This is a genomic window from Nonomuraea roseola, from assembly GCF_039535395.1.
Lineage (GTDB): Bacteria > Actinomycetota > Actinomycetes > Streptosporangiales > Streptosporangiaceae > Nonomuraea > Nonomuraea roseola.
The window spans coordinates 104,471-128,763 of the sequence record NZ_BAAAXC010000008.1; the positions used below are offsets into that span (position 1 = coordinate 104,471).

The 24,293-nt window shown below is 70.0% G+C and carries 23 protein-coding genes; 12 read left to right on the top strand and 11 right to left on the bottom strand.

The window, feature by feature from the left end:
* Positions 1-387: 387 nt before the first annotated feature.
* Both ABFX55_RS08860 and ABFX55_RS08865 read right to left on the bottom strand, forming a co-directional pair.
* Positions 388-975, bottom strand: a complete 588-nt coding sequence (locus ABFX55_RS08860; RefSeq protein WP_346119426.1) for an alpha/beta hydrolase family protein — start codon at positions 973-975, stop codon at positions 388-390.
* Positions 909-1,196, bottom strand: a complete 288-nt coding sequence (locus tag ABFX55_RS08865; RefSeq protein ID WP_346119428.1) for a hypothetical protein — start codon at positions 1,194-1,196, stop codon at positions 909-911. Before ABFX55_RS08865 ends, ABFX55_RS08860 begins: the two co-directional genes overlap by 67 nt.
* 462 nt (positions 1,197-1,658) lie before the next feature.
* On the opposite strand from ABFX55_RS08865, the gene ABFX55_RS08870 reads away from it, so the two are divergent.
* Entirely contained in the window at positions 1,659-2,153 is a 495-nt protein-coding gene (locus ABFX55_RS08870) for an NUDIX hydrolase (RefSeq protein ID WP_346119430.1), read from the top strand.
* A gap of 367 nt (positions 2,154-2,520) precedes the next feature.
* Here the strand turns inward: ABFX55_RS08870 and ABFX55_RS08875 are convergent, their stop codons facing one another.
* Positions 2,521-3,129, bottom strand: a complete 609-nt coding sequence (locus tag ABFX55_RS08875) for a TetR/AcrR family transcriptional regulator (protein WP_346119432.1) — start codon at positions 3,127-3,129, stop codon at positions 2,521-2,523.
* A gap of 57 nt (positions 3,130-3,186) precedes the next feature.
* Between ABFX55_RS08875 and ABFX55_RS08880 the strand changes: the two genes are divergently transcribed.
* Both ABFX55_RS08880 and ABFX55_RS08885 read left to right on the top strand, forming a co-directional pair.
* Positions 3,187-3,936, top strand: coding sequence for an SDR family oxidoreductase (locus ABFX55_RS08880; protein WP_346119433.1), 750 nt, complete (start codon positions 3,187-3,189; stop codon positions 3,934-3,936).
* 547 nt (positions 3,937-4,483) lie between these two features.
* Positions 4,484-5,137 (top strand): NADPH-dependent F420 reductase, encoded by a 654-nt coding sequence (locus ABFX55_RS08885; protein WP_346119435.1) that lies wholly within the window; start codon positions 4,484-4,486, stop codon positions 5,135-5,137.
* 705 nt (positions 5,138-5,842) lie between these two features.
* Here ABFX55_RS08885 and ABFX55_RS08890 read toward each other — a convergent pair.
* A complete protein-coding gene (locus ABFX55_RS08890; protein ID WP_346119437.1) occupies positions 5,843-7,018 on the bottom strand; it encodes a hypothetical protein in 1,176 nt (391 codons plus the stop codon).
* Between the two features lie 416 nt (positions 7,019-7,434).
* Here ABFX55_RS08890 and ABFX55_RS08895 point away from each other — a divergent pair, with 416 nt between their 5' ends.
* Together ABFX55_RS08895 and ABFX55_RS08900 are read left to right on the top strand one after the other, a co-directional pair.
* Positions 7,435-7,965, top strand: coding sequence for a TetR/AcrR family transcriptional regulator (locus tag ABFX55_RS08895; RefSeq protein ID WP_346119438.1), 531 nt, complete (start codon positions 7,435-7,437; stop codon positions 7,963-7,965).
* The gene (locus tag ABFX55_RS08900; RefSeq protein WP_346119439.1) at positions 7,958-9,292 is read left to right on the top strand and encodes a glycosyltransferase; all 1,335 of its coding nucleotides are present in this window, start codon (positions 7,958-7,960) and stop codon (positions 9,290-9,292) included. The genes ABFX55_RS08895 and ABFX55_RS08900 overlap by 8 nt, the downstream gene beginning before the upstream one ends.
* Here ABFX55_RS08900 and ABFX55_RS08905 read toward each other — a convergent pair.
* The 4 genes from ABFX55_RS08905 to ABFX55_RS08920 form a co-directional block, all read right to left on the bottom strand.
* On the bottom strand, positions 9,276-9,974 hold the full coding sequence (locus ABFX55_RS08905; protein WP_346119441.1) for a carbonic anhydrase: 699 nt from the start codon (positions 9,972-9,974) through the stop codon (positions 9,276-9,278). The two genes, ABFX55_RS08900 and ABFX55_RS08905, sit on opposite strands and share 17 nt — an antisense overlap.
* 341 nt (positions 9,975-10,315) lie before the next feature.
* Positions 10,316-11,728 (bottom strand): RNA polymerase sigma factor, encoded by a 1,413-nt coding sequence (locus tag ABFX55_RS08910; protein WP_346119443.1) that lies wholly within the window; start codon positions 11,726-11,728, stop codon positions 10,316-10,318.
* Positions 11,729-11,899: 171 nt separating this feature from the next.
* Positions 11,900-12,229 (bottom strand): hypothetical protein, encoded by a 330-nt coding sequence (locus tag ABFX55_RS08915; protein WP_346119445.1) that lies wholly within the window; start codon positions 12,227-12,229, stop codon positions 11,900-11,902.
* Between the two features lie 49 nt (positions 12,230-12,278).
* Entirely contained in the window at positions 12,279-13,436 is a 1,158-nt protein-coding gene (locus ABFX55_RS08920; RefSeq protein ID WP_346119447.1) for an AMP-binding protein, read from the bottom strand.
* Positions 13,437-13,485: 49 nt separating this feature from the next.
* Between ABFX55_RS08920 and ABFX55_RS08925 the strand changes: the two genes are divergently transcribed.
* Complete coding sequence (locus ABFX55_RS08925; protein WP_346119449.1) at positions 13,486-14,412, top strand: o-succinylbenzoate synthase; 927 nt, start codon at positions 13,486-13,488, stop codon at positions 14,410-14,412.
* Positions 14,409-16,061: a 2-succinyl-5-enolpyruvyl-6-hydroxy-3-cyclohexene-1-carboxylic-acid synthase gene (menD, locus tag ABFX55_RS08930; RefSeq protein ID WP_346119451.1), complete on the top strand. Its 1,653-nt coding sequence runs from the start codon at positions 14,409-14,411 to the stop codon at positions 16,059-16,061. The genes ABFX55_RS08925 and menD overlap by 4 nt, the downstream gene beginning before the upstream one ends.
* Here menD and ABFX55_RS08935 read toward each other — a convergent pair.
* Entirely contained in the window at positions 16,058-16,933 is an 876-nt protein-coding gene (locus tag ABFX55_RS08935; RefSeq protein WP_346119453.1) for a MurR/RpiR family transcriptional regulator, read from the bottom strand. The genes menD and ABFX55_RS08935 overlap by 4 nt on opposite strands.
* 108 nt (positions 16,934-17,041) lie before the next feature.
* Between ABFX55_RS08935 and ABFX55_RS08940 the strand changes: the two genes are divergently transcribed.
* Genes ABFX55_RS08940 through ABFX55_RS08950 form a run of 3 tightly spaced genes read left to right on the top strand, consistent with a single transcriptional unit; the run spans position 17,042 to position 20,084 of the window.
* Positions 17,042-18,430 carry an MFS transporter gene (locus tag ABFX55_RS08940; protein WP_346119455.1) on the top strand — a complete coding sequence of 463 codons (1,389 nt, stop codon included), beginning with the start codon at positions 17,042-17,044 and terminating at the stop codon, positions 18,428-18,430.
* Complete coding sequence (locus ABFX55_RS08945; RefSeq protein ID WP_346119457.1) at positions 18,427-18,870, top strand: GAF domain-containing protein; 444 nt, start codon at positions 18,427-18,429, stop codon at positions 18,868-18,870. The genes ABFX55_RS08940 and ABFX55_RS08945 overlap by 4 nt, the downstream gene beginning before the upstream one ends.
* A complete protein-coding gene (locus tag ABFX55_RS08950) occupies positions 18,867-20,084 on the top strand; it encodes a metal-dependent hydrolase family protein (RefSeq protein ID WP_346119458.1) in 1,218 nt (405 codons plus the stop codon). The genes ABFX55_RS08945 and ABFX55_RS08950 overlap by 4 nt, the downstream gene beginning before the upstream one ends.
* A gap of 90 nt (positions 20,085-20,174) precedes the next feature.
* On the opposite strand, the gene ABFX55_RS08955 is transcribed toward ABFX55_RS08950, so the two are convergent.
* Complete coding sequence (locus ABFX55_RS08955) at positions 20,175-20,774, bottom strand: hypothetical protein (RefSeq protein WP_346119460.1); 600 nt, start codon at positions 20,772-20,774, stop codon at positions 20,175-20,177.
* 420 nt (positions 20,775-21,194) lie between these two features.
* Between ABFX55_RS08955 and ABFX55_RS08960 the strand changes: the two genes are divergently transcribed.
* Together ABFX55_RS08960 and ABFX55_RS08965 are read left to right on the top strand one after the other, a co-directional pair.
* On the top strand, positions 21,195-21,389 hold the full coding sequence (locus tag ABFX55_RS08960; RefSeq protein ID WP_346119462.1) for a DUF5999 family protein: 195 nt from the start codon (positions 21,195-21,197) through the stop codon (positions 21,387-21,389).
* Entirely contained in the window at positions 21,386-21,820 is a 435-nt protein-coding gene (locus tag ABFX55_RS08965) for an ATP-binding protein (protein WP_346119463.1), read from the top strand. Before ABFX55_RS08960 ends, ABFX55_RS08965 begins: the two co-directional genes overlap by 4 nt.
* A gap of 100 nt (positions 21,821-21,920) precedes the next feature.
* Here ABFX55_RS08965 and ABFX55_RS08970 read toward each other — a convergent pair whose 3' ends face one another.
* Positions 21,921-24,293 carry an ATP-binding protein gene (locus ABFX55_RS08970; protein WP_346119464.1) on the bottom strand — a complete coding sequence of 791 codons (2,373 nt, stop codon included), beginning with the start codon at positions 24,291-24,293 and terminating at the stop codon, positions 21,921-21,923.

A 24,293-nucleotide genomic window follows, 5' to 3' on the forward strand; every position in this document is an offset into this window, starting at 1 on the left:
ACGACGAAGCGCTGGGGAAAGGTGTCAGGCGGAGAGAGCGGGCGGGGTCACGCGGTGTCCTCACGACGGATTCGACAATGCCGATGGCAAGTTATGAGATCACTTGCCGAGCCGCAACCGATTTATTCACGGGGTGGCAGTCCGACGATCGGCCGCAGCCGGGCGGAGGGACCCGCGGAGCGGCGGGGCGATGCGGACCGGGCGCTGATCACCGAACGGCGCGGCACACACCACCGCCTCGGCTTCGCCCTCCAATTGACCACCGTGCCCCATTAGATGGTCTGCGCGCTCATGGTCATCTTTGTGCGGAACAGACAGTCTCCTGTCCTGGCGGCACGTCGGACGCGCTGGTGTGCCGGGTGATCCGCTGACCTGGCGGCCGGCGGGTCAGCCCGGGAGCCGCTCGGCGAACCAGTCGAAGATGCGCTGGTCGGCCAGGCTGCGCGCCATCGGCTGGCAGTGCTGGTCGGCCCCCTCGGCCGCGGTGAAGGCCACCAGCTCGCTCGGCCCGGTCAGCGCGTCGAACAGGCGCCGTGACTGGCCGGGCCAGAACTGCTCGCCCTCGGGGTCGGTGATCAGTAGCGGTGTCGTGATCCGCTCGGCGACCCCGGCCAGGGTGTACCCGCGCACCTCGGTGAACAGGTCGAACAGCGAGCCGATCCCGTACGGCTTGGCCCGCCAGGCCAGCTCCTGCCGCTCCTGCGGCGTCGCCTGGCTCATCTCCTCGGCCACCACCCGGTCGAACAGCTCGCGCTCACCGCCGTCCAGCAGTGCGACGAGCTCGTCCGGCAGGTTGCGCAGCCACGAGGTGGACACGTCGAAGACGCCGGGATCGGCCACCGCGGCGGCGAAACGGTGCTCGAAGGCCAGCGCCCTGGGCACCCAGTAGCCGGCCTGGCTGACGCCGATCAGCACGATCCCGTCGGCGTCGACCTCGGGGCGGGCGCACAGGAAGTCGACGACGGGGGTGAGCACCCGCTCCCAGTCGGGGTGGCCGCGGGCCGCGCTCGCCTCGGCCAGTGCACGCGCTCACCCGTGCGTGTCCACTCGGTGAACCAGCTCTCGGCGTCGCCGTCGATGACGCGCGCCGTCGTCGACAGAATCTCCCCCACGTCGCCCGCGCCCGCCTGGACCTGGCCGAGCGCGAGCTGGATCTCGAAGTTGAACTTCTCGTCCTGCGCGAAACGGTAAGCCATGAAGGACTCCCCCACCGGTCCGGAAACTGCCTGTGAGGGGATATTCCCAGGTACGCGCTGCGCACCGAGCCAGTACGCGAGGTGATCCGCGAGACCCGTCCGAGGCAGTACCTCGGCTGGACCGGGACAGGGGCCGCCTATCTCAAGGAGAAGCACGGCGGTCCCTGCGCGGCCGGGCAGTTCCTGAGGGAGAACGGCTGGTACCGACCGGGCCGGCCCCGAGCCTCGTGCCGGCGGCCGGGCTCATGACGGCCGCTCCGTATCGCCGGCGGCCGGGCCTGGCTCGTCTCCGGCGTGTTCGGCGAACCGCCGCTCACCTTCGTCCCGCGGCTCGCGCTCGGTGGCCAGCCGGGTCTCGGTCTCGTGCAGCCCGGGCCTGAGCATGCGCCGTCCGTTCCGGCGGCTGATCTACCCGGCGGCCCGGGCGATGTTCAGTCAGTGGCGTCTGCGACCGTGTGCTGCATGGGTGAGCTGATCGAGCGGGTGGATGAACAGGACCGCGTGCTGGAAGTCGTGGAGCGCGCAGAGGCGGTGCGTCGGCGGTGGACGCACCGGATCGCGACGACGATCTGCCGCGATCCGATGGGGCGGATCCTCGTGCTGCGCCGAGCCGAGGGGCATGTTCGCTTTCCCGGCCATTATGACGTGATGGTCGGCGGCGCCGTGGGCGTAGGCGAATCGTATGAGGACGCGGCGGCCCGCGAACTGGTCGAGGAGCTGGGCGCCGGCTTCCCGGTCCGCTTTTTGTTCAAGTTCCTGTGCCAGGACGGGATCAGCCCTGTCTGGTTCGGGGTGCACGAGGCCTTGATCGCCGAGCCCTTGGCTCCAGATCCGTCCGAGATCGCTTGGCATGCCTGGCTCACGGAGCTCGAACTGCGGAAGGTGGTCAATCGAGGGCCCTTCGTTCCAGGTGGGCGAGAAGCCCTGCGCCGATATCTTGGCCGCTCAGCTCAGTGACGAACAGCCGCTCCCTGGCTGATGCTTCCTCAGTTACAGGACGGGGGAGCGGCTTCAACACATTCGTGGCCAGCTCCGCCACGGGCCGCTGCCTCAACCCGCTCGCCAGTTGGAGGTGTGCCGGAGGTGTCCTTGCCCTCCACGTAGGCCAGCACGTGCAGGCGCTTGCGGGCGAACCGCTCGGCCATCAGCAGCAGGAAGCTGGCCACGGCGCAGCGCGAGCTGCATCGGCTGGAGCCGGCGCACTCACAGCACCAACCTGGGCGGAGACTTTCGCGTTCGCGGTGGACTACCAGGTGTCACCTCACCCCACCGGCCACCGAGCCCACCACACGTCTCGACCTCGAAGACGAACGCCGGGCGGTTCTCAGGGGAGCGGCCAGTTGCGTAGGGCGGCGTCGGCCATCTCCTGGAGTTCGTCGCGACCGACACCGCTCGCGGCTTGCACGGCGATGCCGAATGCCAAGGTGGTGACGTAGCGGGCCAGGAGCCCGGGATCGGCCTCCGGAGACAGGTCGCCGTCGTCGAGGGCTTGCTGGAACCGCTCTCGGACGCGGGAGCAGCCGTTGTTGCGCCAGGCGGCGAGAAGGTCACGGACTCCGCGCCCGGAGTCGCTGGCGGCCAGGGCGCCCTGGACGCCCAGGCATCCGTGGGGGTGGACCGGGCGGGTGGTGGTTCGGACGGTGCCGGCCAGAATCGCGGTGGCGACACCGAGGGCGGTCGGCTCCTCCAGGGCCCGGGCCAGGTACGCGCTCGGGCCTTCGGTGTAGCGCTCCAGGGCCTTGCGGAACAGCTCTTCCTTGTTGCCGAAGGCTGCGTACATGCTTTTGGCGGAGATGCCCATCGCCTCGGTCAGGGTGGCCAGGCTGGCCCCCTCGTAGCCATGCTCCCAGAAGACCAGCATGGCGCGTTCGAGCGCTTCGTCGGCGTCGAATCCTCGCGGGCGGCCGATGGGGCCGCTCTGGTTGGTCTTCACGCCTGCAGCCTACCTCTTCTGCAGCGATCGCTGCAGAAGTCGAAGGAGGCTGTTCTCATGGGACTGCTTGAGGGTAAGACCGCTCTCGTCACCGGCGGCAGCACCGGAATCGGCCTGGCCAGTGCCGTACGGCTGGCGGCCGAGGGCGCACACGTGTTCATCACCGGCCGGCGCAAGACCGAACTCGACGCGGCCGTCGAAGTGATCGGTTCAGCGGCTACCGCGGTGATCGGCGACATCTCGGAACTGGCCGACCTGGACCGGCTCTACGAGGCGATCCGCGGCCGGGGACGGGGCCTGGACGTCCTGTTCGCCAATGCCTCCGTCGCCGCGTTCGTGCCGCTTGAGCAGGTCACCGAGGAGCACTTCGACACCCTCTTCGGTATCAACGTCCGTGGCACGCTGTTCACCGTTCAGAAGGCGCTGCCGCTGCTCAACGACGGCGCCTCGGTGATCTTGAACGGCTCTACCAATGTTGACGTCGGCGCGGAGGCGTTCGGCGTGTACGCGGCGACCAAGGCCGCCACCCGATCGTTCTCCCGGACCTGGGCCAACGAACTCAAGGGACGCGGCATCCGGGTCAACACCATCACGCCCGGCCCCACCGACACCCCTGGGCTGTCGGGGCTCGCTCCCGACCCGGAACAGGCCGCCGGCCTCAAGCGGCAACTGGCGACGCAGGTGCCGCTGGGCCGGCTCGGGCGCCCGGAGGAGATCGCCGCCGCCGTGACCTTCCTCGCCTCCGCACAGAGCAGCTTCATCACCGGTTCGAGCCTGTACGTCGACGGTGGCCTGAACCAGATCTGAATTCCACGGCCGCACCTCTGGCGAGGATGGCGACGCCTGGCCGGCCGGGCTCGCTCAGGTGGGCGAGCCTGGCCGCCTCGATCGCAGGCTGGCAGGGCGGACAGAGGTCAGGCCTGCTGCAGCGTGAAGTTGATTCAGTGCACCAGCAGTTTGCTGCCGCTGGCAACCGGTGGTGCGGTCCAGCGTCTGATGGTGCGGCACCAGGTGAGCCAACGGCCCGGGTCTCGTCCGGGGTCTCCTTGCGGCGTTCGGCCTCGGTCGGCACCGGACACGGTGCCGGCGGACCGCCAGCAGGAAGAGTCCGACCAGTGAGCGATAAGTCCGCGCGTCAAGCAGGTCTGAACGATCAAGACGGTCACGCTCGGGGCGACGGTGATCGGCTTCGGCGCCTGGGAGATCTCGGTGGGCCGCCTGACCACCCATCACCCTGATCAAACGAACGGTCCCGACGGCACCCCAGCCGCGGCGTCCTCGCTCGACTCCATACAACACACGGCGAAACCGCGCCGGCCGACGACGCAAGAGTCTCACAAGAGGTAAAGCACCCATGACAGTAATCGGCATCATTGGCGCAGGTGAGGTCGGTAGCCAGATCGCGCGTGCGGCGATCGCGAACGGCTACGACGTCGTCATCGCCAATTCTCGAGGACCTGAGACTTTGCAGGACCTCATCGACGAGCTCGGACCGTCAGCGCGTGCCGCAACCGCTGCCGGCGCCGCTGCCGCTGGGGACTTCGCCGTCGTGGCGGTCCCCCTCAAGGTGGTCAACGACATGCCCGCGCAGGAGCTGGCAGGCAAGATCGTGCTTGACACGAACAACTACATGGTCTGGCGCGATGGCCATATCCCGGTCATCGACTCGGGTGAGAAGACCGTTCACGAGCTGCGTCAAGAGCACCTTCGGCGATCCAAGGTCGTCAAGGCCTTCACCCACATCCAGGCTCCCCGCATCACCACCGCGGGCAGACCGGCGGGCACCTCCGGCCGTCTGGCGCTGTCGGCCTCGAGCGACTTTCCCGAAGCCGTAGAACTCGTGACGCGACTGTACGACCAGTTCGGGTTCGACACCGTAGACAACAGCCCGCTCAGCGAATCGTGGCGCAGCGGTCCCGGTCAACCCGCGTGGGTCGCGCACGAGCACCAGACCCGTTCCGAACTGATTGCCAACCTCGCCAGGGCGCGACGGATCTTCTTGAGGTGAGTCTGTCCCTGGAGCAACCTTCGTCACGACTTGCAGGCGCTCGGGCGCGAACCGGCCGAAGAGATCGGCTGGCACCACCCACTGCCCGTCGAGCCCGCCTTCGCCGCCGGCGTCGATTTACATGAGCGGCTCCGGCCGCGCCGCCCGCCAGCTCACCCTCCGACACCCGGGTCTCGTCGGTGCTCTGCACGACGTAGCGGTAGGTGGTCCCCGGCTCCAGATGGGTGTCGGTGTGGCTGAGGGACGTGCCGGTGTGGACGAAGGTCGTGTCCGGCCGCAACCCGGTGTCGGTGGCACCGTTGGCGTCGGTCCGCCACACCTCCGTGTACGGCCCGCCGGGGGCCCAGCCCGCGCAGCAGGACGTACTGCTCCACCTTGTCCACCGTGGACCAGAAGACGGTGATCTGCTCGGGGGACGACACCTCCGTCCTGAGGTAGCCGGTCGGCTGGAGGCTGTTGGCATGGGCGATGGTCCCGCCTGTGGCGGTACTGTGCGTCACCGGTTGGGGCCGGCCAGCTGCCCAAGCCCGAATCCAGCCGGCCGGTGGCGCGCAGCTCGAGGTGGAACTGCGCGCGCAGACCTCCTGGTGATGCGCGAACGCGACCTGCACGCGGTGGCCACCCAGGAAACCGAATACGGCACCGGCCTGCATCTGTGACATGACGAAGCCTTCGCCCAATCGGGCAAGGGCTTCGTTCCAAGCCCTAGCTAGCGGGGGTATAGGAGAGGTAGACCTCGTCCTTCTTCCACGCGGGGGAGGAGACGTCGGCCAGAACGCGGACGACCTGGCCCTTGAGATCGACCACGACCGCCTGGTAGCCGCCTTCTTCCTTCACCAAGCTGATCAGGTGACGGTCATCCCACCAGCCCAGCGAATCCTCGGCACTCTTGCCGACGCGGTTGGCCAGCTTGCCGGACCGGGTGTCCCAGATGCAGAACATCTCCGTGTAGCGAGCTGGGCACCAGGTGACCATCTGCTTGCCCGAAGGCGAGAACGCGTCCTCAGCCCCGGCCAGTGTGCCGATCTTGGGATAGGCCCGCCGGACACGCCCATCCGGGTCGTAGAAGCGGACGCCGTCGTGGTGGGTGGCGGCTAGGTACCTGCCGTCGGGCGTCCACTCGAAGGACGTCTCCTTGTCGACGCCGGGAATCATAACCGCCTTCGCCGTGCCCGCCACGGTGTCGATCAGTGTGAAGCCGATCGTGTGCCACTTCTTCCCGACCTTCTTCTCAATGGTCAGGGCGAGCTTGCGCTCATCGCGCGACCAGAGCGCGTAGTTCGTCTCAAGAGGCTTGCGCACGGTGCGGATGCGCCGGGTCTTTCCCGTAGCGCTGTCGATGATCACGACGGAGTCGGTGTTGCCCGCGAACGTGTCGGGCACGCCGGCCACCTTGCCACCCGTCGGTGACACGGTCAGCTCCTTGTAGCCCTTCTTCTTCACGAAGGAGTCTTCCTCGGAGGACCGGACGTAAGCACGCGTCCGGGTGGAGAACGCGGAGACCTTCTTCGGATCGTCGGCCTGCTCGTGCAGGGTGACGCCGATGTCAGGCAACTCGATGTCGACCTCGTCGAGCTGCTGCGCGTACGCGGGCGCCGCCGTGAGTACGGCCAGCACCGAACCCATGGCCAGGGCGCCGCGCAGGAGGGGGGTATTGATCACTTCGGCAGCATAACGAGCACCACGGCCATACTCCGCCACCAACGCCGGATCGACCTTCACCTGGCCGGCCACGTAGTCCACCGCAGCCTTGTGCGGCTCACCCACCTGCCGCGGGAACCGGGCCTCCTGCTCGAAGAACTTCAATATCAGGCTGAACTCCAGACGGGTCGCTCCCGTCTTGTTCCCCACCAACTCCCAGTCGCGTCCAGCAACGTCCACGCCGCGATCAGCTCCTCCGGCTCCCACTCCCGCCGCACCCGAACCCGCCCTCCACCCGACCGCGAGCCGTACCTTGCCTGGCCTGGACGCGCTGACGCGTGCGACAGGCGGTCCGCCGACGAACGGGGGACGGCCCGCTGGTCCGAGTGCTGTGCACCAACCCACCCGACGACGTCGTGGCCGGCCACATCGAGGACCTGCGACCACGGCAGAGGATCAGGACACGTGAGAACCGCGTGCCCCCTCACCCACCTACCCGGCCTTGCTGCGCCGCCAGCTGCGGTCAGGACGAGGGCGGCCAATTTGATTTGACTCAGCAATCAATTGAATATAGATATGACTCCATGGAAAGTGGGACCAGGCGTCCGTACCGCATGGGTGCCCGTGCCGCGGCCATGGAGGTCACGCGTACGCGCGTGCTGGAGGCGGCGGCCGCGCTGTGGATGCGGCGGTGGTACGACGACGTCACGCTGCAGCACGTCGCCGATGAGGCGGGTGTGTCGGTGCAGACGATCGTCAACCACTTCGGTGGCAAGGATGAGCTGGCCGAGGCCGTCGCCGACTGGATGGCGTCGCAAGCGGCGGTCACCCGTCAGGCGCCGGCCGGTGATGTGGCGGCGATCGTGGCCGCGCTGTTCGAGGACTACGAGCGGCACGGCGACGCCAATGTGCTCTGGATCGCGCAGGTCGACCGTGTCCCGGCGATCGCCAGGGCGGCCGCTCACGCGCGCGGCCAGCATCGGGCGTGGCTGGAACGGGTTTTCGCCGACCGCCTCCCGGCCCCGGGCCTCGCCCGCGAGCACGCGCTGAACCTGCACTACGCCGCCACCGACGTCTACCTGTGGAAGCTGTGGCGGCGCGACCTCGGCCTGGCGCGTGAGGACGCCGAACGTGCCATGTGCGACCTGTTGACCTCGATCGACCCGCGGAAGAGGAACCATGAGTAGCAATTTCTTGTTCGCCACCTGGGCCGGCGGCGGAGCCGTGCCGCCCGTCCTGTCGGTCGCCCGCGCACTGCGCGAACGCGGCCACAGCGTGCGGGTGCTGGCCGACAGGTCACTGCACGAGGAGGTCGCCGCCAGCGGCGTGGAGCCGATCGCCTGGACGACGGCGCCCCAGGGCGATGCCACCGATCCGGTCAAGGACGTCATCAAGGACTTCGAGGCCCGCACGCCGCTGGGCGAGTTCGCGCGGCTGAGGGATCGCATCGTCTGCGGCCCTGCGGCCGATTACGCCCGGGACACGCTGGCCGAGTTGCGAGCCCGCCCGGCCGATGTGCTGGTCGCCGAGCACATGCTGCTCGGCGTGCTCGCTGGCGGCGAGGCCGCCGGGATCCCCGTGGCCTCGCTGGTGACGAGCCTTTATCCGCTCCCCACACCTGGGGCGCCACCGCCCGGTCCTGGCCTCGCCCCCGCCGCGGGCGTGCTGGGGCGCCTGCGGGATCGGGTGCTGGCCCAGCTGATCCTCAAACCGTGGGGGAAGGGGCTGCCGGCGCTCAACGCCGCCCGCGTCGCCAACGGCCTAGCGCCGGTGGACTCGGTCATCGACGCGTTCTATCGCGTCGACCGGCTGCTCGTGCTGTCCCCGCGTGCGCTCGACTACCCCAGCCGACGCTTCCCCGCCTCCGTGCGGCACGTCGGCCCACGGCTCGACGACCCGGCCTGGGCAGGGGAGCTGGAGCTGCCGGCGGGTGACGCACCGCTGGCGCTGGTCGGCCTGAGCTCATCGTTCATGGACCAGCGCATAGTGCTCGAGCGCATCGCCGAAGCCCTCGGCACGCTGCCGGTGCGCGGGCTGCTGACCACCGGCCCAGCCGTGGACCCGGCGACGGTCCGAGCGCCCGGCAACGTCCTGGTCACCGCGGCCGCCCCGCACAGCATCGCGCTGCGCCACGCCGCGGTGACCATCACGCACGCCGGGCACGGGACGGCCGTCAAGTCACTGGCCGCCGGGGTCCCCCTGGTCTGCGTGCCGCTCGGGCGAGACCAGCGCGAGGTGGCACGGCACGTCGAATTCGCCGGCGCCGGGATCACGGTGAGCAAGAGCAGCTCACCCCGTACCATCGCCCGCGCGGTCGACCGAGTCCTGCACGACCCGTCCTACCGCCGCGAAGCGCAGCACCTGGCGGCCGAGATCGCCGCCGAGACGGCCACCGACCGGGCAGTCACCGAACTCGAGGCCCTCGCCGAACGAGCGACCGGCAGGGACTCGGGCGCCCTCGGGTGCGATACGGCCGAGCCAACCAGGCCATCACGGACTAAACGACTCGGGTGACCTGGCCGGTGTCGAGAGAGTAGTAGCAGCCCACGATCTTGAGCTGCTTGCGGGCGATGCGCGGGACGAACAGCTTGTCGGCCTTCAGTTTGGCCACGACGTCGGCGGTGTTGATTCTGATCATCTTGTCCGTGTTACCTGAGGCGCGCCGGTACGCGGGACGGAGGGCCTCGACGATGTGATGGAGGTCGCCGGGGAGCCTCGTGTCCTCGTGTAACGCGTGCGCGGCGGCCGCCACCGCCCCGCAGCGCTGATGACCGAGCACCACGATCAAGGGGGTGTCGAGTTCGGCCGGGCCGTACTCGATCGCCCCGGACACGAGCGGGTCTATCGTCTGGGCGGCGCTGCGCACGCTGAGCAGATCGCCGATTCCCGTGTCGAAGACGATCTCCGGAGGCACCCGGGAGTCGATGCAGGACACGACGACCGCGTAGGGCTCCTGGTTCTGGGCGGTGCCGGCCCGTCTGGCGAGATCCTGGTGGGGGTGGATCGCGGTGCCGGACGCCCAGCGCCGGTTGCCCTCTCTGAGCTTCGCCCAGGCCTCATCCGGGGTGGGCGGGCTCGTGGCAGGTGCGGAGGACGGAGTCAGCCCGTGGGCCGCCCCCGCGTCTAACAGCAGGCCGCCGGCCACCAGGCCGGTTGCGCGGAGAAGAGTACGACGGTCTACGGTATTGTGCGTCATGTATCCAGTATGCAGTATCCCGGATTCGCTCGCCGGGATGGATGGGCCCGGCCTGGACCGCCATAGCGTCCCCAGGGGGGGTGCCTGGTGCCCGTCAGAATCAGAATGACGTCCTGCGCGAGGTACCTGTGGACCTCCCACCGCCCGCCTCGAGCTGATCGGCCACGAGGTCCTGCGACCTGTCGGGGTCGGACCGCTGGGTCTGGTGTCAGGATGCGAGCGCTGGGGTGCCATCGGTGGGGTGCGAGCGGCGGTGACCGTGGGGTGCGACCGATGGGGTTCGAAGGGCTCCGGGTGGGGGCCGGAATGCGAAGAGCCCCGGCCGCTGGCCGGGGCTCTTCTCAGCTCGCCCAGTCGAGCAGCGGGCGGGTGTTGCTCGGGTGCCGGAGCTTGGAGAGTGACTCCTTCTCCAGCTGGCGGATCCGCTCGCGGGTGAGACCGAGGTGCTTGCCGATCTCGTCGAGGGTGTGCGGCTTGCCGTCCACCAGGCCGAAGCGCAGCGCCATGATCCGCGCCTCGCGCGGCGACAGGTTGTCGAGCACGCCTCGCAGCTGGTCGCCCAGCAGCTGCCTGTCGACGATCTCCGACGCCTCGGGGGAGTCGACGTCCTCGATCAGGTCGCCGATCGTGGTCTCGCCGTCCTCGCCGATGGTGGCGTTGAGCGAGATGGGCTGCCTGCTGGTGCGCAGCAGCTCCTCGATCTGGTCGGGCGTCTTGTCGAGCTCGACGGCCAGCTCCTCGGGCGTGGGCTCACGGCCGAGGCGCTGGTGCATGTCGCGCTCGATGCGCGACAGCTTCGACAGCATCTCCAGCACGTGGACGGGCAGCCTGATCGTGCGGGCGGAGTCGGCGAAGCCGCGCTGGATGGCCTGCCTGATCCACCACATGGCGTACGTCGAGAACTTGAAGCCCTTGGTGTAGTCGAACTTCTCCACCGCGCGGATGAGACCGAGGTTGCCCTCCTGCACGACGTCGAGCAGGGCCATGCCGCGGTCGGTGTACTTCTTGGCCACCGAGACGACCAGGCGCAGGTTGGCCTCGAGCATGTGGTCCTTGGCCCGCCTGCCGTCCTCGACCACCATCTCCAGGTCGGCGCGCCTGGCCGGGGTGAGATCCTGCTCGCTGTCGAGCTTGTACTCCGCGTACAGGCCGGCCTCGATCCGCCTGGCCAGGTCGACCTCCTGAGCGGCGGTCAGCAGCGTGCGGCGGCCGATCGACTTCAGGTAGGTGTGGACGGAGTCACCCATGACCGACTGGTTGTCGTCGAGGTCGAGCTGCTCCTGCTCGGGCTCGAGCTCGACGTCCTCGGCGCTCAGCTGGAGGTCGTCAGGGGCCTCGACCTCGTCGGCGGCGAGCGGGTCGGTCTGCTCCACGAGCTCGGCCTCGCCGGCCTGCTTCGCGGCGGACTCGGCCGTCGCCTTGGCACCGGCCTTGGTGGCGGCGGTCTTGGTGGCCCCCGTCTTGGTGGCGCCGGTCTTGTCCGTGGCGCTCTTGGTGGTGGCGGTCTTCTTGCGCGTGGTGGTCGCCTTCTTCGGTGCGGGAACCTTCTTGCCGAGCGAGGGCTCGTTCTCGGCGGCCAGGCTCACCCCGGCCTCGGTGAGTTCGCGCAGTATCGAACGTCCCTCGGTGGGGCTGATCCCCGCTAGGGCGAAAGCCTCCCGGAGCTCCGCGAGGGAAAGGTGACCCTGAGCTCGCCCTCGGTCAAGGAGCTGGTCGAGGGTGGCAGGCGAGGTCGCCACGGCGGTTCGGGGCATGAGGACACCTCCTCCAAACGGAGTCGCAGTCAGTCAAAAGTTTGTGGTGGGGCGGATCCGGCCGCTCGGCGCACCAGTATCAATAACGTCATCTGCCGCAATTTGTTCCCGCGCCGGATGAAAAAGGGACGGTCCGCCGGACCCGGCGGCCGCCCCCTGAGAGTGGACGCCCTAGTTGTCCACGTCGTTGAGCTGGCCGTTCACCTCCGGCATGGGCATCGGCTCGGCCTCCTCCATGCGCTGGTCGGTCCAGTAGTCGACCGCGTCCTGCGGGTCCTGGTTGACCTCATGGGAGACGACCTCGCCCGGATCCTGTCCGTCGGCGGGGGGATCCTGGCTTTCGGCGGGCCGGCTGGACGGTGTCGGGGCGATCACGACTTTCGTCTCCTGACTCACCTTCTCGAGCCTGCCCGCCGAGGCGGCCGCCGCGACAGAGACGCCGCCGACGACGATGACGCCGACAGCCGCCGCGGACACCCACATCTTGCGGGTTGGGTTCATGAAGGGCTCCTATCTTCCAGCTGCTCCTATAAGACGCATCCGGCGGGCCTCAGGTTCCGGTCCGAAGGGCGGCGAGATCGGTTTTACCATTCGGCAGCAGCGGAAGTGCGGACATCAGCCGCAGTTCGCGCGGGGCGGCGTAGGCGGGCAGCCGGTCGCGGCAGTAGGCCCGGAGCTGGGCGAGCGTGGGGGTGGCCGCGGAGTCCCTGGGGACGACCACGGCGACGACCGCCTGGCCCCACTCGGGGTCGGGGCGGCCGACGACGGCCACGTCGGCGATCTCGGGATGCCGGGCGAGCACCTCGGTGACCGAGGCGGCGACGACCTTCTCACCGCCCGTGTTGATGACGTCGTCGGCGCGGCCGAGCACCCTCAGCCTGCCGTTCTCGATCGCGCCCAGGTCGGAGGTGGCGAACCAGCCGCCCTCCGGGGCGGCCCCCGCCTCGCCCGAGCGGTAGCCGGAGAACAGCACGGGACCTGAGACGAGGATCCTGCCGTCGTCGCGGATCTTGAGATCCACCTGGTCGAGGGGGCTGCCGTCGTAGACACAGCCGCCGCTGGTCTCGCTGCTGCCGTAGGTGGTGACGATCCTGGCCCCCGCCTGCCTCGCGGCCTCCAGCAGCCCCGGTCTGGGGGCGGCGCCGCCGAGCAGGATGGTGCGGAAGGCGCTCAGGTCGGCGCCCGACTCCATGAGGCGGTGCAACTGGGTGGGGACCAGCGAGACGTGCTCGGCGCCGGAGCCCGCGACCGCCGCGGGGTCGAAGCGCTCGTGGGTGATCGGCTCGGCCCGGCTGAGGAGCGACCTGACCAGCACCTGCAGGCCGGAGACGTGGGAGGGCGGCAGGCAGCACAGCCAGCGTTCGCCGGGGGCGGCGCCCAGGCGGCGCAGGGAGGAGGCGGCCGAGGCGCTGAGCGCGGAGGCGGTCAGCATGACGCCTTTGGGCGCGCCCGTGCTGCCCGAGGTGGCGATGACGACGGCGATGTCGGCGCCGACGCCGGGGCCGCCTGCCTGCCGTACGCCCTCGGTGGTCTCGATCTCCGTCGGGCGCAGCGTCGCCAGCGCCGCCTCGGGGCGGTCGGGGGACAGGGGGAGGACGGCGGGACCCTCGCCGGACAGCGCCGCCTCGATCGCCTCGAACAGCCGCGGCCCAGGGGGCAGGACGAGCGCCCGCAACGGACGGTCCGGATGCGACGGGTTCCTCCACATGCTCGTAAGGTTAGTGGCGACAGCCGGTGGTCATGGGAAAGGTGCGTTGATGGGTTCTGGGCCGCGGGTCTTCCGGATCCCGATGCGCACCCGCTTCCGCGGCCAGACGGCTCGCGAGGGCGTGCTGATCGAGGGGCCCGCCGGGTGGGGTGAGTTCTCCCCCTTCCCCGAGTACGGCCCGCGCGAGAGCGCGCGCTGGCTGGCATGCGCCCGCGAGGCCGCCTTCGACGGCTGGCCCGAGCCGGTGCGCTCGCGCGTGCCCGTCAACGCGACGGTCCCCGCGGTCGGGCCCGAGCAGGCCCACGAGATCGTCAGGCGATCCGGCTGCGGCACCGCGAAGGTCAAGGTCGCCGAGCGGGGTCAGAGTTTCGCCGACGACCTGGCCAGGGTCGAGGCGGTCCGCGACGCGCTCGGTCCCTCGGGGAAGCTGCGCGTGGACGCCAACGGCGCGTGGGAGGTCTCCGCGGCCGTACGGCAGTTGAAGGAGCTCGACGCCTTCGACCTGGAGTACGCCGAGCAGCCGTGCGCCACGCTCGAGGAGCTGGCCGCGGTGCGGCGGGCGGTCGAGGTGCCGATCGCGGCCGACGAGTCGATCAGGCGCGCCGAGGATCCGCTGAAGGTCAGGGCGGCCGAGGCGGCCGACATCGCGGTGGTGAAGGTGCAGCCGCTCGGCGGGGTGCGGGCCGCGCTGCGGGTGGTGGAGGCCTGCGGGCTGCCCGCGGTGGTCTCCAGCGCCGTGGAGACGTCGGTGGGTCTGGCCGCGGGGGTGGCGCTGGCGGCGTGCCTGCCGTCGCTGCCCTACGCCTGCGGTCTGGGGACCATGTCGCTGCTGTCAGGCGATGTCGCGAGTCCCTCGCTGGCCCCCGTGGATGGTTTCTTGCCAGTATTGCGTCCTGCAGTGGATTTTTCGCTTTTGTCGGAGTTTGAGATCGAGTCGCCGTCGTGGCTGCGGCGGATGCGGGAGGCGGACCTGTGAACCCGGCTACGGCGCTCGCCACGGTTCTGGTCGACGAGCTGGTCCGTTGCGGCCTGACCGACGTGGTGATGGCGCCGGGCTCCCGCTCGGCCCCGCTGGCGCTCGCCCTGCACGCCGAGTCCAGGGTGCGGCTGCACGTGCGCATCGACGAGCGCTCGGCCTCCTATCTGGCGCTCGGCCTGGCCCGCCGCTCCGAGCGCCCCGTGGCGCTGATCTGCTCCTCCGGCACGGCCGTGGCCAACTTCCACCCCGCCGTGATCGAGGCGAGCGAGTCGGGGGTGCCGCTGCTGGTGCTGACCGCCGACCGCCCGCCCGAGCTGCGCGGCACCGGCGCCAACCAGACCATCGACCAGCTGAAGGTCTTCGGCCCTTCGGCCAGGTGGTTCGCCGAGGTCGGCGTGCCTGAGGAGCGGCCGGGGCAGGTCGCCTACTGGCGCTCGCTGGCCTGCCGCGCCTACCAGCGGGCCGTCGGGCCGTCCGACCCCGGGCCCGTCCATCTCAACCTGGCCTTCCGCGAGCCGCTCATCCCCGACGGCGACAGCTCGTGGGTGGAGTCGCTCGACGGCGACGCCTCGGGGCCGTGGGTGCGCACCCGCGTCGCCCCTCCGCCCGTCGCCCTGCACCTGCCGCCGACCAGGCGAGGGGTGCTGGTGGTCGGCGACGGCGCGGCGAACGTGCGCCGTTACGTCGCCGCGGCGGGCATGGCGGGCTGGCCGGTGCTGTCGGAGCCCAACGGCGGCGGCAGGTACGGCGACCACGCCGTCTCCACCTACCACTTCCTGCTCGGCACGCCCTCCTTCGCCGACGCCCACCAGCCCGACGTCGTCGTCACGCTCGGCCGTCCCGGGTTGTCGCGCTCGCTGCTGTCGTGGCTGCGCAGGGCGCAGGAGCACATCGTGGTCGCCACCGACCTGTCGCGCTGGCCCGACCCGACGCGCTCGGCCACCCAGGTGGCGCAGGCGGTGGAGATCCCCGTCGCGGCGGGCGACGACGCCTGGCTGCACTCGTGGCGGCGCGCCGACGCGGCGGCGAGGGCGGCGATCGACGAGCTGCTCGACTCCAGCGGGATGAGCGAGCCGCGCATCGCCCGCGACCTGGCCGACTCGCTGCCCAACGGGGCGCTGCTGTTCTGCGGGTCCTCGATGCCGATCAGGGACCTCGACCAGGCGATGCGGCCGAGGCGAGGGCTGCGGCTGCTGGCCAACAGGGGTGTGTCGGGCATCGACGGGCTGGTCTCGACCGCGATGGGGGCGGCGCTGGCGCACAACGGGCCCTCCTACGCGCTGCTGGGCGACCTCACCTTCCTGCACGACCAGAACGGGCTGATCCTCGGGCCGAGGGAGCCTCGGCCCGACCTGTGCCTCGTGGTGGTCAACAACGACGGCGGCGGGATCTTCTCGCTGCTGCCGCAGGCGGCGATCCGTGATCCGTTCGAACGGGTCTTCGGCACGCCGCACGGGGTGGACCTCGGGTACGTGGCGGCCGCGACGGGCACGCCGTACCGGCTGGTGGAGGACATCTCCGACCTGCCCAAGGCGGTCAGGGGCGAGGGGCTGCGGATCGTGGAGGTCAGGACCGACAGGGAGCCGAACGCGGCCCTGCACGGGCAGCTGAGGGACGCCGCCCAGGCGGCGATCAGGGAACTCTAGCCGCCGGACGGCCGCCTGTGCAGCAGGCCGAACTTCGACCACATGCCCTCGGCTGCCTCGATGGAGGCGCTCGTGCGCGCGGGGTCGACAGCGGCCAGCTGAGTGACGAGCGCCTGCGCGACGGCCAAGCCCGCGGTCAGCGAGGGGAAGAACGCCACACCCTCCGCGGGCACCATCACCACCTGCTCGGCCGCCTCGGCCAGGGCGGGGCTGGCGGCGTCGGTCACCGCGAAGACGCGGGCGCCGCGCGCGCGGGCCACGTTGGCGGCCAGCACGGTGCTCTCGTACAGCCGCCAGAAGCTGATGGCGATGAGGACGTCGCGCTCGCCGATCGCCGCGACGGCGTTGGCCAGCTCGGCGTCGCCTGCGGTCACGGCCCTGACGTCGTAGCCCGCCAGACCCGCGTTGTGCGCCAGCGCGAGGCCGACGGCGGCGTAGCTGCCGTCGGCGACGATCACCGTACGGCGCGCGGCCGCGACGGCCTCGGCGATGGTGAGCAGGACCTCCTCGTCCATGCGCCGGTTGAGCAGGGCCAGGCTGTCGAGGTCGCGCCGCAGCGATCTGGCGCTGGGCGAGCCTGTGCCGCTGTGCTCGGCGGCGACCTGCCCGGCGCTGAGCGAGGACATGTAGCGGGCGCGCAGCTCCTGCTGGAGCGCCGGCCATCCGGCGAAGCCCAGCGCCTGCGCCGTGCGGGTGACGGTCGCGACGTTGACGCCCGCCAGCTGAGCGAGCTCGGCGGCCGAGCCGTAGGAGGCCCTGCGCGGCTGCGAGAGCAGGACCTCGAGCACCGCGGCGGCCTTGGGCCGCAGGCCCCGGGCGGGCACGCGGGCGCGCAGCCAGTCGTCGAACCTGTCCGTCGCGTGCTCTGTCACGTGATCCTCTCCCTAGGCCGGGAGACATCGTACTTCTATGCAAAGACTATTGCGTTTTCGCTGAAACGCACTATACGTTGCTGCAAATCGATCCGGGAGGTATGTGCCATGACTCTGCTGGCGCGGCTGGACAGGCTCCCGCTGAGCCGTCCGCACTACGTCCTGCTGCTGATAGGCGGGCTCGGCTACACCTTCGACGGCATGGACTCGGCCGTCGTCGCCTTCCTGTTGCCCAGTGCCCAGGAGGCGTGGGGTCTGTCCAACGGCCAGCTCGGGCTCATCGGGTCGGCGACGCCGTTCGGCTTCCTGTTCGGCGCCACGGCGGCGGGCCTGCTCGGCGACCGCATCGGGCGCAAGAAGGTCATGATGTACGCCCTGGCCTTCTACGCCGTCTTCTCCGTCGTGGCCGCCTTCGCGCCCAACTACGAGGTCTTCCTCGGCGCGAGGGTCCTGGCGGGGGCGGGAGCGGGCGCGGAGAGCGCCATCATCGCGCCGTTCCTGTCGGAGTTCGTGCCGGCCAAGCGGCGCGGCTGGTTCATCGGCGCGCTGGCGGGCTTCTTCTCCTTCGGGTTCGTCCTGGCCGCACTGATCGGCCGCTTCGTGGTGCCCACGCTGGACGACGGCTGGCGCGTCGCCCAGTTGATCACCGCGGTGCCGATCGTGATGCTGCTGTGGTGGCGGCGCTCGCTGCCCGAGTCGCCGCGCTTCCTGTTGCAACAGGGCCGCCACGAGGAGGCCGAGGCGGTCGTGGCGAACCTGGAGCGCCGCGTGGAGCGGGCCACGGGCCAGACGCTGCCGCCGGTGCCGCCGGCGTCCGCGGCGCCGGCGAAGCAGACGCCGAAGGTCAACCTCCTCAGCGCGCTGCGCTTTCTGTGGAGCCCGGCGATGGCCAAGCGCACCGCCGTGATCTGGCTCATCTGGTTCGTGATCACCTTCTCGTACTACGGCTTCTTCTCGTGGATCCCCACCCTGCTCGTCCAGCGCGGCATCACGGTGACCAAGAGCTTCGAGTTCTCGATCATCATCTACCTGGCGCAGATCCCCGGATACTTCTCCGCCGCGTGGCTGACCGAGAGGCTGGACCGCAAGAACACCATCGCGATCTACCTCGCGGGGTCGGCGGTCAGCGCGTTCTGGCTGTCGCAGATGGACACCCCCGCCACGATCACGCTCGCGGGCGCGGTGCTGTCGTTCTTCCTCAACGGCACGTACGCGGGCGTCTACTCCTACACCCCCGAGGTGTTCCCGACCTGGATCCGCGCGACGGGCACGGGGCTGTCCAGCGCGTTCGGGCGGGTGGGCAGCATCCTCGCGCCGACCATCATCGGCCTGTCGGCGGCGAGCCTGGGCTTCGCCGGCGTCTTCGGTCTCACCACCGCGGTGCTGGCGGCCGGGGTGATCTGCGTGCTGGTGTTCGGCCTGTCCACGGCGGGACGATCACTCGAAGACCTGACCGAGCGGGACCTTCCCGCCCCGAATAAGGAGATGACCAGGTGAAAGAGCTGCTCGACGTCGAGAGCGCGATCAGGCGGGAGGTGGGGGCGCGGCTGTTCACCGTCCTCGCCTGGATCCCCGAGCGGGGCGCGCTGCGGCGGGTGCACAGCAGCCACCCCGGCCAGTACCCGGTGGGAGGGGAGAAGACGGTGGAGGTGGCCGAGGGCTGGCTGGCCACGTGCATCGAGGGGCGCAGGCCGTACCTGGGCGCCGACAGGGCCGCGGTGCGGGAGATCTTCGCCGACCACGAGCTCATCGAGAGCCTGGGGTGCGGGTGCGTGATCAACGTGCCCGTGGTCGAGGAGGGGCGGGTGCTGGGCGTGCTCAACCTGCTGGACGCCGAGGGAAGCTACGACGAGGCGTCGGTGGCGGCGGCCGTGGCGCTCGCGCCGCTGGCCGTGCCCGCGCTGCGCCAGGCCGTCGGGGCGGGTGAAGGGCGATGAGCCTGCTGCTGCGCAACGCCCTGCTGCTCGACGTGGCCTCGGGCGACCACTCCGAAGGCGACCTGCGCTGCGAGGACGGCCGCATCGTCGAGTCGGGGCCAGGACTGAAGGCGCCTCAGGACGCGCGGGTGATCGACCTGCGCGGCGCGCACGTGATGCCGGGGCTGATCGACGCGCACGTGCACGTCACCGCCTCCACGGCCGACCTCGGCTCGCTGCCCTCCATGTCGCCCAGCTACCTCGCCGCCCACAGCGCGCGGCTGATGGGCCAGATGCTCGAGCGCGGCTTCACCACCGTCCGCGACGCCTCGGGCGCCGACTACGGGCTGGCCGACGCCCAGGCCGAGGGGTTGATCCGCGGGCCCCGTCTGCTGTTCTGCGGCAAGGCGCTGAGCCAGACGGGCGGCCACGGCGACCTGCGAGGGCGCGGCGTGAACCGGCAGGACGACCACCCCTGCTGCGCGGGTGTGGGCCGCGTGGCCGACGGCGTGGACGCCGTACGCGCCGCCGCCCGCGACGAACTGCGCAAGGGCGCGCACCACATCAAGGTCATGGCCTCGGGCGGCGTGGCCTCGCCGACCGACCGCATCGACTCCACGCAGTACTCCATGGACGAGCTGCGCGCGATCGTCGAGGAGGCCGAGGCGGCCAACCGCTACGTCGCCGCCCACGCCTACACCGCCAAGGCGGTCAACAGGGCGCTCGAGGCGGGGGTGCGCTCGGTCGAGCACGGCAACCTCATCGACGACAGCAGCGTGGAGCTGTTCCTGCGCAAGGACGCCTTCCTCGTGCCGACCCTGGTGACGTACTGGGCGCTCAAGGAGGAGGGCATGGCCTTCGGGCTGCCCGAGGCGAGCTGGCGCAAGGTGGACGAGGTGCTCGAGGCCGGCTTCGCCGCGCTGGAGCGCGCCGCTTCGGCGGGGGTGCGCCTGGTCTACGGCAGCGACCTGCTGGGCGGGATGCACCGCCACCAGAGCGAGGAGCTGCGCCTGCGGGCGCGGGTGCAGAGCCCCATCGAGGTGCTGCGGGCCGCGACGGTCAACGCCGCAGAGCTGGTGGGCATGGCGGGAAGCATCGGGACGCTGGCGGTGGGAGCGCACGCCGACCTGCTGGTGCTGGAGGGCGACCCGACGCGTGACATCGGCGCGCTCGCCGAGCCGAAGAACCTGAGGTACGTGGTGCAGGGCGGGGAGGTGGTCTCGGCCTCGGAGTAGGCGGCCGTCTCTCAGGAAGTCCCCGCGACGCCCATGTCATCCGAATGCGTCTCCCGAACGGCAGAGACAACGAGAGGGAGATGATCGCCCTTATTTCGAGAACCCGTTCGCCCTGCTCCACCGCAGCGTGGAGGAGCCCCGTCTGAAGGTGATCTCCCTTCCGCCATCGCCCGCCGAGACCCGCTCCCAGCCGTCGAAGCCTCTCGTCAGATGGTGGTCCCACGTGTGCAGGTTCCCCACGCTGACGGCCGCGATGGACTCCATCGGCGGCTCGCCGTCCGAACAGTAGAGGCCGAAGTCCGCTGTCACCGTGACGGTTTCGCCGAAGGCCTGCAGGTGAATCCCCTGGCAGGCCTCGGTCTTCGTGCCGTAGATCAGGCGTGGCCTCGTCCACCCGTCGGACTGTGGACCGGAGTGCTGTTCGAAGAGCCCCTTCCCCCGCCGGTGGTGCATGGCCACTCGCCGCCCGTCGTCCAGCCCGACCATGGCGTTGTACGGGTCTCCCGTGCCGTTCCAAGGAAGGTCGCTCCTGCGTAGCTCGTACGAAGCGCCCTTCGTGGACGTGGCGGTCGGCTTGGACGCCGACGGAGCAGGGCTCGTCCGCGCGGTCGTCGGGTCTTGACCGCCGCACGCCACCACTGCCGCGAACAGCAGCGTTCCGGCGGGCACCCGCAGATGCTTCATGCGCATACGTAGCATTACCCACGGTTCCCTGTGCTGTCGTCTGGCGCGATCTCGGTGGCGCGGTCGACGATCTGGATGGAATGGTCGATCGTGGAGTCCAGGCAACCAGCGATCTTGCCGATGCTCCAGGGGAACACGGTCGGGATCCGCTCTCGCGCTGTGTCCGCCAAGACAGGTCGGGGTGGAGGCCCGGCGTCGCTTGTCATCGCCCCAGTGTGGACGGTCATCCGGCTCCACGAACCGCCGACAAGCTCAGGTCGGAATGAGACGGGCTGCCGGGCGCGCCCACTACGTAGGTACCTACCTGTAGCTAATAGGTACGTATACGGGGGTTTATCCCGTCTTGCTCGTACCGTCCGCGGGGCAGGCTGAGTGCTTAGACATGAGCTCAGCAGAACCACGAACATACAGAGAAGGGTACGAGCCATGCGCCAGCATCAACCGCAGTGCCCGTCGGCGGACGCCTCGGACCACGATTCGGCCCGGATGGTCGCCTTTCACCCAGAACAGGGGTGGGGGCTGCTCTGCAACGGTGTCGTCATCTTCGATGACGCCGGTGAACTACTGCCGGACGGCCGGAGCATCTTCGTCGGACTTGTGCGCACTGGGAATGCGGCATGAAACTCATGACCCTTAATCGGCTCCTGGCCTTCGCCGACGGCCTGCTCGCTCGCGTCTGGCCGGCCGGCGGCGACCGGACGGCCTGCTGGGTTCTCTCGTGCGAGCCCTCCGCCGAGCCCAGCGCGCGGCGCATCACCCGCAACCGCCTGGTGCAGTGGGGACTTCAGCACCAGGCCGCGGTCGCGGACCTTCTTGTCAGCGAGCTGGTAACCAACGCCCTGCGTCACAGCGGCGACAAAATCCGGTTCATGCTCGCCGCCGAGGACGGGTTGCTGCGCTGCGAGGTCGAGCACGCGGATTCCTCGCGGACCAGGGACCGGGTGGGCCGTGAAAACCTTCTGCTCGCCGACTTGGCCTGTTGCTGGGGCACCGCCCATACCTGCGACGGGAAGGTCGTCTGGTTCGAGCTTCCCGCGCCCGGACTCGTCTGAAGGGAAGTGGTTACGTGCGAAGGATCCGGATCCACAAGGGCGGCAGGCCGATCGTCCGCCCGGCCCAGGACCTGCGGACGCCCTCCGGGCGGCTGTTGCCCTATTGAACGCCGGTGTCAGGCGGGGACCTGTCGTCGGCCGGGCGCGCCTGCTCGCCGACCCAGACGGCGATCTGGGCGCGTGAGTGGTAGCCGAGCTTGCTCAAGATGTGTTCGATGTGCCCCTCGGCGGTTCTCCGAGAGATCACCAGGGAGGCGGCGATCTCCCTGTTGGACAGGCCCTGGGCGACGAGACCGGCGATCTCCGTCTCCCGCGGGGTCAGCTGCGCCCCCTTCGTCTCGGCGGGTTGCTCGTCAACGTGCTTGTCCTCACGGAGCGCGTAGGCGAGCGCCTGGTCATAGGTGAGCCGGGCGCCCCGCTCGAACGCGATGTCGAAGGCCGAATCGCCGAGCGCCTGACGAGTGTGTTGCACACATTCGTCGTGATAGTGCGAAAGATGGCCAAATCCCGACAGTGGCGCTCCGATCCTCTGCCAGACCGTTTCCACGATGCCCAGCAGCTGGGCCGCTCGCCGGTACTGCTTCTCGGTGGCGGCGATCCAGGCCAGCACCTCCAGATTGACCCCGGCTCCCAGCGGGTCGTCGAGCGCGCGGTTGAAGGTCAGGCTCTTCGTCTCGAGCTCGGTCGCGCGCGCGGCGTCACCCTGCCGCCAGACCTCCACACCGAGCGCCATCATCATGTACGCCCTGTGCCAGCCTTCTCCGTGGGCGTCGGACAGGGCAAGGCATTCATCGCCCAGCGAGATGGCCCGCGTCGAGTCGCCGCAGAAGGAGTACGCGAGGGACAGCCGGATGAGGGCCAGAGCCGTGCCCACGGGGTCATCGGTGGCCCGGTGCCGGGCCAGCGCCTCCTGGTAGAGCGCGATGGCGGACTCGGCATCGCCCTCGCACATGGCGATCATCCCGGAGTAGAGCGCGACGTAGGCGAGGACCGGCTCCAGCTCCAGCCGCTCGCCGATGGACCGGCTCTCCTCCAGCCTCGCCGTGGCGGAGGCGAGGTCGGCCTGGATGATGGCCAGCCAGCTGTCGGCCCACAGTGCCCGGGCGCGTATCTCGCCCGGCTGGGTGTAAGCGGCGAGTCCCCGGTCCAGCCAGTGGCGGCCCTCGCCCAAGTAGTAACAGCTGATCCAGTGGTAGAGCAGGTCGGCGGCCATGTCGAGGCCGTCGGCGGCCTCTGACGGATCACCGAAGCAGTGCTCCAGCGCGGTGTGCAGGTTGGCGTGCTCGAGTCGCAGCCTGGCGAACCAGGCGATCTGCGACGGCCCGAACAGCTGCGCTCGTGCCCGCGCCGACAGCGCGCGGTAGTAGTCACGGTGCCGCCGTCGCAGAGTGGCCTCCTCGCCCGCGGCGACGAGCTTCTCCATGCCGTACTGGCGGATGATCTCCAGCAACCGGTAGCGCGCCTGTGACCCGTGCTCCTCCCGGATCAGGATCGACTTGTCCACCAGGCCGGACACCAGGTCGAGGATCTCCTCGCGGGCGATTCCGTGGCCGGAGCAGACAGCCTCGGCCGCCTCCAGATCCAGGCTGCCGGCGAACACCGACACGCGTGCCCACAGCGCCTGCTCCTTCTCGGAGCAGAGGGCATGGCTCCAGTCGATCAGCGCGCGGAGCGTCTGGTGACGTGGCAGTACGGCCCGCGAGCCGGCAGTCAGCAGCCGGAACCGGTCGTCCAGGCGCTCGTGCAGCTGCTGGACGGACAGCGCCCGCAACCTGACGGCGGCGAGCTCGATCCCGAGCGGCAGACCGTCCAGCTGCCGGCAGATTCGGACGACGACGTCCTTGTTGTCCTCGGTGAGGGCGAACGAGGGGAGGACGGCCCTGGCCCGCTCGGTGAACAGACAGACGGCATCGCACTTGGCGAGCGACTCGGCGGGCAGCCGCGCGCCGTCCAGGTCCGGCAACGGGAGCGTGGGCACAGGTAGCGTCTGCTCACCCGCGAAGCCGAGGGCCTCCCGGCTGGTGGCGAGGATGCGCAGCTCGGGGGCCGAGCGCAGCAGCACGTCAGCCAGGACGGCGCACTCGTGCACCAGATGCTCGCAGTTGTCGAGGATCATCAGTGCCTGCTTGTCCCGCAGATACTCGGTGAGCACCTCCACGGGCGAGCTGAGTCTGTGGTCACGGATCTCCAGAGCCTCGACCACGATCTGGGCGAGCATGTCCGGATCCTCCACCGCGGCCAGTTCCACGAACCACACCCCGCCGCGGAAGTCCCGCGCGACGTCGAGCGCGACCCGGAGGGCCAGCCGTGTCTTGCCGACGCCGCCCACACCGGTCAAGGTCACCGCACGTGAGACGGGCAGGCATCGTTTGACCTCGGCCACTTCGTGCCTGCGGCCTACGAAGCTGGTCGCCTCAGCCGGCAGTCGCGCCTTCTGCTGCCGGCTGGAGGCGCTGGTCCTCAGCGCTGTCAT